This is a genomic window from Bacteroidota bacterium (assembly GCA_038746285.1).
Lineage (GTDB): Bacteria > Bacteroidota > Rhodothermia > Rhodothermales > JANQRZ01 > JANQRZ01.
Genome location: JBCDKT010000082.1, coordinates 1 through 12494, shown reverse-complemented (window position 1 = coordinate 12494; position 12494 = coordinate 1). Strand labels below are relative to the sequence as shown.

At 70.5% G+C, this 12494-nt stretch carries 13 protein-coding genes; 1 reads left to right on the top strand and 12 read right to left on the bottom strand.

What is annotated here, in order from left to right; all coding sequences use genetic code 11:
* Nucleotides 1-156: 156 nt before the first annotated feature.
* Nucleotides 157-708 (top strand): thioredoxin family protein, encoded by a 552-nt coding sequence (locus AAGI91_16865; protein MEM1044282.1) that lies wholly within the window; start codon nucleotides 157-159, stop codon nucleotides 706-708.
* A gap of 3 nt (nucleotides 709-711) precedes the next feature.
* Here the strand turns inward: AAGI91_16865 and AAGI91_16860 are convergent, their stop codons facing one another.
* From AAGI91_16860 to AAGI91_16805, 12 genes are all read right to left on the bottom strand, one after another.
* Complete coding sequence (locus tag AAGI91_16860) at nucleotides 712-1053, bottom strand: hypothetical protein (GenBank protein MEM1044281.1); 342 nt, start codon at nucleotides 1051-1053, stop codon at nucleotides 712-714.
* 126 nt (nucleotides 1054-1179) lie between these two features.
* Entirely contained in the window at nucleotides 1180-1947 is a 768-nt protein-coding gene (locus AAGI91_16855; GenBank protein ID MEM1044280.1) for an alpha/beta hydrolase, read from the bottom strand.
* Between the two features lie 170 nt (nucleotides 1948-2117).
* Nucleotides 2118-2546: a DoxX family protein gene (locus AAGI91_16850; protein MEM1044279.1), complete on the bottom strand. Its 429-nt coding sequence runs from the start codon at nucleotides 2544-2546 to the stop codon at nucleotides 2118-2120.
* Nucleotides 2547-2615: 69 nt separating this feature from the next.
* Nucleotides 2616-4172, bottom strand: a complete 1557-nt coding sequence (locus AAGI91_16845) for a glycerol-3-phosphate dehydrogenase/oxidase (GenBank protein MEM1044278.1) — start codon at nucleotides 4170-4172, stop codon at nucleotides 2616-2618.
* Nucleotides 4173-4244: 72 nt separating this feature from the next.
* Nucleotides 4245-4688, bottom strand: a complete 444-nt coding sequence (locus AAGI91_16840) for a hypothetical protein (protein ID MEM1044277.1) — start codon at nucleotides 4686-4688, stop codon at nucleotides 4245-4247.
* The gene (locus AAGI91_16835) at nucleotides 4685-5941 is read right to left on the bottom strand and encodes an NAD(P)/FAD-dependent oxidoreductase (GenBank protein MEM1044276.1); all 1257 of its coding nucleotides are present in this window, start codon (nucleotides 5939-5941) and stop codon (nucleotides 4685-4687) included. The genes AAGI91_16840 and AAGI91_16835 overlap by 4 nt, the downstream gene beginning before the upstream one ends.
* A gap of 49 nt (nucleotides 5942-5990) precedes the next feature.
* Nucleotides 5991-6635 (bottom strand): hypothetical protein, encoded by a 645-nt coding sequence (locus tag AAGI91_16830; protein MEM1044275.1) that lies wholly within the window; start codon nucleotides 6633-6635, stop codon nucleotides 5991-5993.
* Complete coding sequence (locus AAGI91_16825) at nucleotides 6632-8020, bottom strand: TIGR01777 family oxidoreductase (protein ID MEM1044274.1); 1389 nt, start codon at nucleotides 8018-8020, stop codon at nucleotides 6632-6634. The genes AAGI91_16830 and AAGI91_16825 overlap by 4 nt, the downstream gene beginning before the upstream one ends.
* A 78-nt stretch (nucleotides 8021-8098) precedes the next feature.
* Nucleotides 8099-9547 (bottom strand): deoxyribodipyrimidine photo-lyase, encoded by a 1449-nt coding sequence (locus AAGI91_16820; protein MEM1044273.1) that lies wholly within the window; start codon nucleotides 9545-9547, stop codon nucleotides 8099-8101.
* Nucleotides 9548-9760: 213 nt separating this feature from the next.
* Nucleotides 9761-10510: an SDR family oxidoreductase gene (locus AAGI91_16815; protein MEM1044272.1), complete on the bottom strand. Its 750-nt coding sequence runs from the start codon at nucleotides 10508-10510 to the stop codon at nucleotides 9761-9763.
* Nucleotides 10511-10617: 107 nt separating this feature from the next.
* Nucleotides 10618-11199, bottom strand: a complete 582-nt coding sequence (locus AAGI91_16810; GenBank protein ID MEM1044271.1) for a fasciclin domain-containing protein — start codon at nucleotides 11197-11199, stop codon at nucleotides 10618-10620.
* A 199-nt stretch (nucleotides 11200-11398) separates the two neighbouring features.
* Nucleotides 11399-12494, bottom strand: a 1096-nt coding sequence (locus AAGI91_16805; protein MEM1044270.1) for a T9SS type A sorting domain-containing protein, incomplete at its 5' end; no start/stop codon positions are given.

Below are 12494 nucleotides of genomic sequence, written 5' to 3'. Positions count from 1 at the left end.
GAAGAAAAACCACTAAATCTACGGAGACCATCACGCTCCGCGCCGATGTCCATTCCCCCTTTCGCCCATTCCCCCCACGCTGAAAAAACTCCCTGCCCTTCCTAAGAACGCACCGGCCGCACGGGCATACAACCGCCCTCACCTAGCCCAAGACGCATGCTCCATCCTGCCCCCTCCGACGCCTCGCTCGAACCGTACTGGGACGAGGCCGTCGCCTTCGAGGCGTTCCTTCCGACGGCCGAGAAAAACGCCGACCTCTGGGCCGCTGTCTGGGAGCGCGCCCACGTCCCCGACGACCTCGCCGCCCGCGCCGCCGCCGTGCCCGGGATGTGGCACCTCCTCGCACTCTCCGAAGACTGGTGCGGCGACGCCGTCAACGCCCTCCCGGTCGTCGCCCGCCTCGCCGGCGAGACGCCGGGCCTCGACTTCCGCCTCCTCGCCCGCGACGCCCACCTCGACCTGATGGACCGGCACCTCACGAACGGGCGGTCGCGCTCGATCCCCGTCGTCCTGGTCCTCGACGCCGACTTCGTCGAGCATGGGTGGTGGGGACCGCGCCCGTCGGAGTTGCAGGCATGGGTGATGAACGAGGGACTGCAGCTCGACCCCGACGAGCGCTACAAGCACGTTCGCCGGTTCTACGCCCGCGACAAAGGCCGGACGACGCTGGAAGAGATCATCAGCGGGATCGAGCAGGCGGCGGAGTAGGCGCTACTCGGCCGGCGTCTCCTCGGGGCTCTCGGCCAGCCCGGCCCGCACCTTCTGCACCGTCGAGACGACGCCGAGGACGACCATCGCGGCGACGAGACCGTAGACCCACCACGGAATGTTCTGCCCGGCCACGAGCAGGTAGAGGTAGGCCGAGCAGAAGAAGAACAGGCACAGAAACGCCGGGAGCGTAGCCGGCTTCTTCTGGCGCAGGTTTCGGATCAGCCACCCGAGCGAGAGCGTGAAGAACGGGATCGCGCCGACGTAGATCGCGCCGAAGATGAGCGGGTCGACGCCGTACTCGGCACCGAGGCTGAAGAACCACTCTTTGAAGGATTCCCACATGGAGGCTAGAGGATGGAGAATAGAGGAGTGAAGATGGACGACAGGCGTGTGCTGGAGTTGAACCCGCCACCACCCCTACTCGATAGTCCAGCTTCCGTAGAGTCTGGCAGGTCGGGTGCGGCAGCGCTACGTGCTCTCCCCAACATACCGGTGCGCCCACGCGGCGAGGACGCGTCCGGCGTACTCGGCATCGCGCTCGTTGGTGAGCAGGTGGTCGGCGTCGTCGAGCGAGACGAAGCTCTTGGGGTGCTTGGCCGCCTGGAAAATGTGCGCCGCGTTCTCGATGCCGACCGTCTGGTCGCCCGGTGCGTGGAAGACGAGCAGGGCGCGGCCCAGGCTGCGGATGGCCTCGTCCATGCGCTGCGCCGCGAGGTCGTCGACGAACGACTTGCGGATCGTGAACGGCCGCCCGGCGAGCGTCACGCAGGCCTCGCCCTGCGCCTCGATCTCACCGAGCGATGCGTCGAAGAGGTGACGGACGTGCTCCGGGTCGCACGGCGCGCCGATCGTGGCGACGGCCTTGACACTCGGGATCCGCCCGGTGGCCTGCAGCACGGCCGCCCCGCCGAGCGAGTGCCCGACGAGGATCGCGGGCGCTTCCAGCTCCTCGGCCATGCACCCGGCGGCGGCTACGAGGTCGTCCACGTCCGTCGAGAACGTCGAGTCGGCGAACTCGCCCTCGCTCTGGCCGAGGCCGGTGAAGTCGAACCGGAGCACCGCGAGGCCCTCGCGGTTCAGCGCCCTGCTGATCGCGCCGACGGCCTTGAGGTCCTTCGAGCAGGTGAAGCAGTGCGCGAAGAGCGCCCCGGCGACGGGTTCCGCCTCGGGTAGGTCGAGGCGGGCTGCAAGCGTGTGGCCGCGCGGGCTGGTGATCGAGAGGCGGCGAGAAGGCATGGGACGGTGGGCGGAGGACGGTGGACAGAGGACGGAAGAAGGTGAGCCTGGCGAGGCCGGTCAAGGTAGCGAGGCCGCCGCGCTCCGCGCCAACAGGGTAGGGGCGACCCCTTGGGGTCGCCGTGGCCGGGAATGGCTCAGTCGCTGCGCCCGGGTCGGGCACGGGGTCGTCATCGGCGGCGCAGTTGGTCGAGGCTGTAGTAGTCGTAGGTCCGCGCGAACAGGAGGGCGAAGTAGAGGAAGGCATAGACCATCTGAGAGCCGAGCGTCCCCCAGTCCTGCCGGAGCGCCGTCCCGAAGACGAGCACCGTCATCAGTAGCCCGCCCGCCACGAGCGCCCACCGCGTCCACAGCCCGACCGTCAGGAGGGCACCGATGCCGACCTCGGCGATGACGATTCCGTAGGCCGAGAGCCGGACGAGCGGGGCCGGAAGGATCGTCTCGCTAAAGCCCTCGGCGAGGCCGTCGGCGAAGCCGCCGAGGTTGCCGACGCGGACGAGGCCGTGCAGCAAGATGTTCACCCCGAGCGTGAGCCGGAGCACGCCGTACGCGAGGCGGCGGTCCAAGCGGTCGTCCGAGGAGCGGTCGGCGTCGAGCATCGGGCGGGCGAGTCGGTGAAGGAAGAGGATACGCCCCGGCTTGCTCTCGCGGCTCACGGTCCGGTCACATTACGCCACCAGATACCCCACTGCCAGCGCCCGGTACGCCTCGACCTGCTCGCGCTCCCACGCCTCGTCGCGCCCCAGCTCGTCGGCCAGGAGCGCCGCCACCGCCGGGGCCATGTCCATGCTGGCGCGGGCGTCGAGGAGCAGCGTCCGGCGCCGCCGGGCGAGCACGTCCTCGACCGTCCGCGCCATTTCGTGCCGCGCCGCCCACACGACCTCGCCGGCCCGCACCGGGCGGTCCGGGTGCAGCCGCTCGCTCCACGCCGGGCGCTCGGCGATGAGCGCTTCGACCGCCGGCGCGTCGGCCCCGTAGTCGGTGAGGTCGCCGTAGGTGTGCGCGGCTTCGTGCCAGCCGTGAATGCGGAGGGTACGGGTGACCGAAGGCCGGTCGGGGAGGTCGGCGAGCGTCGCGGCCTGGTCAACCGTGTCCTCGGCCATCTTGCGGTAGGTGGTCCACTTGCCGCCGGTGATCGTGACGAGGCCGGTTTTGGAGATGTGGAGGGTGTGGTCGCGCGAGAGCGCCGCCGTGCCCTCGCCGTCCGGGCTCCCGACGAGCGGGCGGAGGCCGGCGAAGGTACTCAGCACGTCGGCGGGTGCCGGGTCCTGGGTGAGGTAGCGCGCCGTGTGCTCGAAGAGGTAGTCCAACTCCTCCGCGAGCGGGCGCGGCTCCAGCTCCGGCTGCGGCACCTCGGTGTCGGTCGTGCCGACGAGCACGCGGTCGTGCCACGGGATGGCGAAGAGGACGCGCCCGTCGTCGGTCTTCGGGACCATGATCGCCGTGTCGCTGGGGAGGAAGTGCCGGTCGAGGACGATGTGGACGCCCTGGCTCGTCGTGACCATTGAGCTCGCGCCGGCGTCGTCCATCCGGCGGATCCGGTCCGTGAAGATGCCGGTCGCGTTGATGACGGCCTTCGCCCGGACGGTGTGCTCGGCCCCGGTCTCGGCGTCGCGGGCGAGGACGCCGCGCACCTCGCCGTGCTCGTGGACGAGGCCGACGACCTCGACGTAGTTCAGGAGGACGCCGCCCTCGTCCGCTGCCGTCTGCGCGAGGTTGACCGCGAGGCGGGCGTCGTCGAACTGCCCGTCGTAGTAGACCACCCCGCCGTCGAGGCCGTCGGGCTCCAGCGTCGGGAGGCGCTCCAGCGTCTCTTCCTTTGAGAGGTGCTTGCTCCGCCCGAAGCCGGAGCGCCCGGCGAGGAGGTCGTACATCTTCAGCCCGATCCCGTAGAACGGCCCCTCCCACCACGCGTAGTTGGGGACGACGAACGGGAGGTCGCGCACGAGGTGGGGCGCGTTCTGGAGGAGGAGGCCGCGCTCTTTGAGCGCTTCGAGGACGAGGGCCACGTTGCCCTGCCGGAGGTAGCGCACGCCGCCGTGGACGAGCTTCGTCGAGCGGCTCGACGTGCCCTTGGCGAAGTCGTGCTGCTCCAGGAGCAGCGTCCGGTAGCCGCGCGAGGCAGCCTCGACGGCGCACCCCAGCCCCGTCGCCCCGCCGCCGACGATGACAAAGTCCCAGGGTTCGTCCGCGCCGAGGGCGTCGAGCATCGTATCTCGGTTCATGAGTCGCAGAAGCGGTTGGGTGAGGCGTAGGGGTTCGATTAATCAAACCCCTACAGGAGGAAAAGCTAGGCGTTACCGCATCAGCAGCGCCGTCATCCAGAGCACGAGGCCGGCCCGCAGCGACCACGCCGCCGTGCGGACCCAGTTCGTCCCGACGAGCCGGGCGTGGGCGTCGGCGTCGAAGCCGGACGAGAGCGCCGTGTGCATCGGCACCTGCAAGACCGCCGTCGAGAGCCAGATCACGCCGACGAGCGCGAGGCCCGTCCACACCATCCACGCGGGGACGACCTCGGGGCGGGTCCAGAGGAGCGCGACCGCCGTCCCGAGTTCGAGCAGCATCGCGGGCAGGACGATCACGGAGATCCGCGCCTGGTGCGACGCCTCGTAAGCCACGAACCCGTCGGCACCGACCCCGGCGAAGAGCGGGTAGTGGACGACCTGCACGATCCAGATCACGCCGAACATCGTGAGCGTGGCGAAGAGGTGCGCCAGCACGAGCGCGTGGGCCGTCGTCACGCGGGCACCCCGAGGTCGGCCAGGACCGCCTCGGCGGCGCGGCGGCCCGAGACGAGCGCGCCGTTGATCGAGGCGTTCGTGCGGTGGTCGCCGGCGAGGTAGAGGCCGTGGCTGAGCTTCGCCGGGCGCTCCGGCGGCGAGAGCGTCGGCGGCGCTTGCTCGGGCTGCGCGTGGAGGATGCGGTACGTCTTGAGGTGGCGCCAGCTCTCGGCCCCGCGGTACCACCGGCTGAGGTGAGCGCGGACGCCCATCTCGACCTCGGCGTCCGACTGCGTCGGGTTGCCGATGACGGAGACCGAGACGAGGTGCTGCCCCGGCGGCGCGTAGTGCGGCGACACGTTGCTCATCACGGCCACGTTGTTGACCGGCCCGCCGCCCTCGCCGTCGAGCACGAGCACGGGGTCCTCGGTCGGGGCCTCGGGCGCGGCGTAGTAAAGACAAACAACGGAGCGCGAGGCGGGCGGGTCGAACCCGTCGAGGAGATAGGCCAACTCCGGCCCGTCGGTGGCGACGACGACCGCGCGCGCCTCGACCTCCGCCCCGGTCTCGAGCGTGACCGAGCCCGGCCCAGCGTGCTGCACGCGCGTGTTGAGCTGGACCGTGTGGTCCTCCAGCCCGGCCGCTAGCTGCTCGGGGATTTGCTGCATCCCGCGCGCGGGCACGGCGGTCTCGCCCTCGGAGAACATGCGGAAGTAGAACTCGAACGCCCGGCTCGACGTGCCAAGGTCGGGGTCGAGCAGGATGCCGCCGAGGAAGGGCTCGAAGAAGCGCCGGGTCATCTTCTCGGAGAACCCGTAGCGCTCGCGGAGCGCAGCGCCGGTCGTGATCTCGGCGCGCGCCCAGAGGGCGTCGAGGTCGGGCGCGCGGACGGCCTGCCGGAGCCGGAGCGTGCGGAGCTTGTCGCCGAGCGTGCCGACGGGGGCGAAGACGGTCGCCGGCGCGGCGAGGGGCTCGCGGAGCGGGTCGGCGATGCGGTGGAATCGTCCGTCGAAGCGGACGAGCGCGCCGTCGTAGAACGAGCGGAAGTCGAGCGCGTCGTAGTCGAGCACGCGCTGCGCCTCGGGGTAGGCCGTCAGCATCACCTGGAAGCCGCGGTCGAGGAGGAAGCCGTCCACCTCGTCGGTGCGGACGCGCCCGCCGACGCCGTCGGAGGCCTCGATGACTTTACACGAGACGCCGTGCCGGTGCAGTTCGCGGGCGCAGCCCAGCCCGGCCAGCCCGGCACCCACGATCAGGACATCGTACGTCGGCATCGTCCAAGAGGAGAGAGGGGATCGCAGGGGCGCGGCATCCCGCGCCCGCTCATCGAGGCAAGGTAACGGTCACGCCCTCGCGAAGGGCACCGGACGCCGTCACGCCGTCGGTCGCGGTGAAGGTGACCGTGTACGCCTCGCCGGCCCGCAGCGGCGGCGCCCCGACCTCGGCGTCGGCCCGCACCCGGTCGCGGATCGTCTCGACTTCTGCGCAGAGCGTACCCTTCGCCCGGACCACCTCGTACTGCCCCCGCCGCGCGAGCGGCAGCGACCGGCGGTTCAGGTCCGGATCGGCGGTGCGCTCCAGGAGCAGCCCAACGGTGTAGACCCCGGCCGTGTCCGTCTCGGCGACCGTCACGGTCCCGAACCGGTCCGACGGGTCGGCCGCGCTCGGGAGGAGCGTGTAGCGCAGCTGCACGCCGTTGCCCTCGGGCGCGACAGCGAGGTCGCTCAGGCCGAGATCCTGCAACCCGGTCTCGCGTGCCTGCACCGACCCGAGAAGCTCGAACGGCGTGGCGGGGTAGCGCTCGGTCGAGGCGTGGTAGAGCAGCGCGGTCGCGGCGAGCAGGCCGGGCGCGTCGAGTTGGCCGTCGAGATCGACAGCGGCGGCGTCGAGGTCGGCGGTGGTGTGTACGCTCGCGCAGCCGGTGGCGGTGAGCGCGAAGGCGAGGGCGAACAGGACGAGGCGGTTCATGCGGTGCGACCGAGGAGGTGGCGGAGGGCCGGTTCGAGGTCGGGATACGCGAAGGCGAAGCCTGAGTTCACGAGCGCCTCGGGGAGCATACGGACGCTCTTGAGCGCCATCTCGTCGGCGACCTCGCCGGCGGCGGTGCGGACGAGCGGGGCAGGTACGTTCAGGAACGTGGGGCGGCGCAGCACGCGGCCCATCGCGCGGGTGTAGGCGCGCTGCGTGGCTGGCTCGGGCGCGCCGAGGTTGACCGGCCCACGCTGCTCGCCCGCCAGGAGGTGGAGCATGGCGTAGAGCACGTCGTCGAGCGCGATCCACGGGAGGTAGGTCTCGCCGCTGCCCACCGTCCCCCCGAGGCCGAGAAGAAACGCCGGCAGCATCGTGCCGAGAAACCCGCCGGCCGGCGTCAGCACGAGGCCGATGCGGAGGTGGACTGTGCGGACGCCCGCCTCAACGGCCGGTGCCGTCTCGGCCTCCCACACTCGGCAAACGTGTGCGAGAAAGCCCTCGCCCGAGCCGTCGGCCTCCGTGACGCGCGCGTCGCCTTGGTCGCCGTAGAACCCGCTCGCCGAGGCCGAGAGCAGCGTGCGAGGCGGACGGTCAAGCCCGGCGAGCGTCTCGGCGAGGAGGCGCGTTCCCTGCCGTCGGCTCTCCAGGATGCGCTGCTTCTTGGCCTCGCTCCAGCGCAGCCCGAAGACGTTCTCGCCCGCAAGATGAATCACGGCGTCGACACCTTCGAGCGCAGCCGCGTCCATCGTGCCGCGCTTCGGGCTCCAGTAGGCGGCGGTCTCGTCAGCCCGGTCCGCGTAGCGCGCTACGGCCTCGGGCGACCGAACGAGCCGGACCACGCGGTGCCCGCCGGTCGTGAGAAAGGCGACGAGCGCTTCGCCGAGCAGGCCAGTCGAGCCGGTCAGGGCAATCGTCTGCGGGGCGAGGTCGTAGGCCGCGTGCCGGGCCAGGTCTTCGCGCGTCACCCGGTGCCGGTAGGCGAAGAGGCGGTCGATCTCGCTCCGGGCGAAGCCGCGCGCCAGGTTTGAGAGCGGCGCGAGCGGCAGGCGGTACTCGACGTGGTCTTCGAGCGTCGAGCGGGCCGGTCCGTCGGGCAGCATCCGGTGGGCGTGGGTCCATGCCGCGAACGGCCCGCGCACCTGCCGGTCGTTGAACTGCCGCCCCTCGGCGAACCCGAAGTGCTCGGCGACCCAGGTCAGCGCGACCGGTCCCGGACCGAGCTTGATCTCGGCCCGCTGCCCGTCGCGGATGCCCTCGAACTGCTCCAGCCGGACCGGCTGCCAGGGCGGCGTGAGGCGGTTGAACGCGCCCCGGTGGTCGTGCCACGCGAACAGCCGCTCGGCAGGTACGTCGACGGCGAGGCGGCGGGTGAAGACGGGCATGGGAGAAAGGGCGTGGAGGGAGAGGAGGGATGAAGGGGCCTGTCCCTTCTACTCTTCCGGTCGCTCTTGCTTCCGCTCTTACTTAATCTCCGCGGAGGCTTCGAGGGCGCGGTCGCGGGCCTCGCTGTGGTCCACGATGGGCTCGGGGTAGGTCTCGCCGAGGACGACGCCCGCTTCGGCCAGGATCTCGGCGGGGGCCGTCCACGGGCTGTGGAGGTACTTCGTCGGGAGGTCCTTCAGCTCCGGCACCCACCGGCGGACGTAGGCCCCGTCGGGGTCGTGCTTCTCGCCCTGGCTGACGGGGTTGAAGACGCGGAAGAAGGGCTGGGCGTCGGGGCCGCTGCCGGCGACCCACTGCCAGTTCATCGCGTTGCTCGCCAGGTCGGCGTCGACGAGGGTGTCCCAGAACCAGCGCTCGCCCTCCTGCCACGGGATCATCAGGTCCTTCGTCAGGAACGAGCCGGCGATCATGCGGACGCGGTTGTGCATCCAGCCGATCGACCAGAGCTGCCGCATCCCGGCGTCGACGATCGGGTAGCCCGTCTGCCCGCGCTGCCAGCGCCGGAGCGCGTCCTCGTCCATCCGCCAGTCGAAGCCGTCGAACTTGTCCTTGAGCGGCTCGGCTGGGAGGGTGGGGTAGTGGTAGAGGATGTGGTAGGAGAACTCGCGCCAGATGATCTCGCTCAGGAAGGCGTTGGCGGCCTCGCGCATCGAGCCGTTGCGGACCCAGTTGTTGACGCGGTGCCAGACCTGGCGGGGGCTGAGTTCGCCGTGGTGGAGGTAGGGCGAGAAGCGGGAGGTGCCGTTCTGGTCGGGGCGGTTGCGGCTCTCGGCGTAGTCGATCAGCGCTTCGTTCAGGAACCGGTGGAGCGCGGCGTGGGCGGCGCGCTCGCCGGGTGTCCAGAACGCGCCCATCTCCTTCGCCCAGTTGACCCCGTCCTCGTCCTGCGGCAGCAGCCGGAAGGACTCCAGGTCCTCGCTCTCGGGCCACGACTCGGGCGCGATGTGCTCGCCCATCCGGGGCACGTCGAGCGGGTCGCCTACCTCGACGGTTTCCTCAAACTTGTTGCGGAAGGGGGTGTAGACGTGGTACGGCCCGTCGGTGGTCGTACGGACGGCGGTGGGGTCGTGGAGGATGCGCGAGGCGAAGGTCTTGACCGTGATTCCGTCGCCGCGCAGTGCCTCGGCGATCTCGTCGTCGCGCTCGTGCAGCACCGGCTCGTAGCGGGCGTTCCAGTAGACCGCGTCGGCCCCGGTGGCGGCGATCAGGTCGCGGAGAGCGTCCAGGCTGGGGCCGGAGCGCCGGACGAGGCAGGACGCGTTGCGGCTCAAGCGCTGGCTGAGCTTCGTCAACGAGCAGTGCAGCCACCACCGGTGCGCGCCGCCGGGGGCCCACTCGCCGTCCTCCTCCGGAGCCCAGATGAACACGGGCACAACCGGACCGCCCCGCTCGACGGCCCGGTACAGCGCGGGGTGGTCGGCGAGGCGGAGGTCGTGGCGAAACCAGACGAGCGTAGGGGCAGGCATACGAGGGAGATAGGCAAAGGGGAAGAGGCAAGGCTTGTATGTCTCGCCCCGGCGTTCCCGTTCCCTTTTCGATGATCGGGGCGGGTTAGTAGTGCGGGGCGAAACCCAGAGCTAGGGTATCGGGGCCATCGCGCCTTGAGTCAAGTCCGTTCCCTCCAACAGACCCATGCCGAGTGATGCCCCCTGGCTATACACGTAGCAGGTAGGCCGTGACTACCGCGGCCGGACCGTCGCGAAGCCGCCGTCGACCGACAGCGTCTGCCCGGTGATCCACCCGCTCCGCTCGGCGTCGAGGAGAAAGGCGAGCGCGCCGGCGAGGTCTTCGGGCTCGCCGATCCGGCCGAGGGCGTGCATCTTGGCCGAGGCCTGCTCGGCGGCCTCGCTGCCCGTGAGCCGCGCCGTGAGCGGGGTGCGGACGAGGCCGGGGGCGACGGCGTTGACCCGGATCTTGCGGGGGGCGTAGCTCGCCGCCGCCGCGAGCACGAGGCCCGACACGCCGCCCTTCGCCGCGGCGATCGCTTCGTGGTTGGCGAGGCCGAGCCGGGCCGCCACGGAGGCCATCAGCACGATCGCGCCGCCGCTAGGCTCCTTGTTGGTCTGCATCGCCCGGGCGGCGGCCTTGACGAGGTAGAACGCGGTGTTGAGGTTCAGCGCGACCGTCGTGTCGAACTCCTCGACGCTCGTGAGGTGGGCCGGCTTGAGGAGGATCGAGCCGACGAGGTTGGCCGCGCCGTCGATCCGGCCGTGCGCCTCGACGGTCGCGTCGACGGCGGCCTGGACCTGAGCGTAGTCGGTCGCGTCGAGCGGGTGGGCGGTGGCACCGGTCTCCTCGGCGAGGGCGTGGAGGGCGTCCTCACGGCGGGCGCTGAGGACGAGGCGGGCACCGCTAGCGGCGAGGCTGCGGGCGAGCGCGGAGCCGATGCCGCCGGTGGCACCGAGGAGGAGGTAGACAGGAGAGGACATGGGGTGAGGGAAAGAAAGGGGGGAGAACGGAAAAGCCCGGAATGCCGTCGGCACTCCGGGCTGGGAAGCGGAAGCGAACGAAACGTTCCGCCACAAGCACGCCGGGCCTACATGTCGTCGGCCGGCAGCAGCACGCTGTCGATGACATGGATGACGCCGTTGTTGGTCGCCATGTCAGCCGAGGTGACGTTGGCGACGTTGCCCTGGGCATCGGTCACCGTGACGCCGCCGTCAGCCGCTGCCACGGCTAGCTCCTGGCCCTGCACCGACGCGACGTTCAGCTGGCCGCTGATGTCGCCGGACATGGCGCTCGTCGGCAGGACGTGGTAGGTGAGGATTTTGGTGAGCTGGTCGCGGTTCTCCTCTTCGAGGAGCGACTCAAGCGTGCCTTCCGGGAGGGCCTGGAACGCCTCGTCGCTCGGGGCGAAGATGGTGAACGGGCCTTCGCCGCTGAGGGTCTCGTCGAGACCGGCCTGCGCGACAGCGGTGCGGAAGGTGGTGAGGCCGGCCCCCTCGGCGACGACGAGGGGGCTGTCACCCGCCATCGTGTCGTCCTCCATGGTGCCGTCTTCGGCCATGGTGTCGTCCTCAGCTATGTCGTCGGCTGCAGGTGCTTCGGTGTCGCCGCAGCCGATGAAGGCTGCAAGGGCGAGGGCGCAGAAAAAGGTGAAGAAGCGGGATGTGGTCATCTGGGTAGTGCCTCCTGAGAGTGGTCTGTGGGGTAAAGGGCTGCCGGTGTCAGTGCGAGGGCAACGAAGTAAAAATACGCACCGCACACTCAAAGCGCGTGAAGCTGACATCTGTTCACGCGCTTTGGGCAATTTCACAAAGGCTTGTTCAAGGGGCTGCCGGCCCGGAACCCGCCCCAAAGCTGCCCGGCGGGCCCCGTCAGCGGAGCAGGGTGATGCTGCCGGACTGCACCGCGCCGCCCACGTTCAGGCGGTAGGCGTACGCCCCGCTCGGCAGGCCGCGCGCGTCGAACACGGCCTCGTGCCCGCCCGCCTCCAGCACGCCGTCGATCAGCACGGCGACCTCCCGGCCCAGGACATCGTAGACCGCGAGGTGGGCAGTCGCGGGCGCGTCGAGACCGAAGCGCAGCGTCGTCAGGTCGGTGAACGGGTTCGGGAACGCCGTGAGGTCGGTCACCAGGGCGGTTGCGCTCGCCGCTTCGGGCGCGGCCGGTGCGGCCGACCACGGGGTTGCCTCGGCGACGGTCCACGCGGCTGCCTCAGCGGCAGCCACACTCTGACCACTGATCAGGAGCGGGAAAGCCGACGTGTTGGCCTTGTTCGACGGCGCGCGCCCGACGTTCAGTTCGTAGGTGTAAGTCCCCGCCGGAGCCGTCGCCGGGATCTGCTGGGTGTAGGCTCCGCTCACCGACTGCCCCGCCGGCAGCGTCCCGCTCGTGACGACACCCTGCGACACGACAACTCCGTTCCGCTTCGCCGTGAAGAAGAGATCGCCGGTCGTGGCAGCGCCGGAGTTGTTGGTCACCGTGTAGTCGAAGCTTACCGCGCCGCCGGGCGCGACGGTCAGCGAGCCCACCGCGCTCGCCGAGAGGCCGATGCCGACGTCGGCCCGGACGACGAACAGCCCGCCCTGGAGGTCCGAGATGATCGTCCGGCCGCTCGGGAGGTAGGGGTAGGCCGTCCACGCACCGTTGAAGCCCGACCCGGCCTGCGGGAAGGTGTCGTAGAACGCGACCTGCTCCGGGCTGGCCGGGGTGCTCACGTCGAAGACCTGGTAGCCCTCGGTGTAGTGGGCGATGTGCAGCAGGTCGCCCTCGACGTAGCAGTTGTGGACCGGCGCGTTCTCGTCTACGATGATGCTGGTCAGAAACTCAGGGTCGCTGAGATCGCTCACGTCGAAGGCCCGCGTCCACGGCCCCGACCCGATCTCGTCCCCGACGAAGATCGTCTCCCCGTCCGGCGTGGCGCACACGTTGTGCGCCCCCTGGTAGGTCGCCGGGTAGATGATCGTCTCG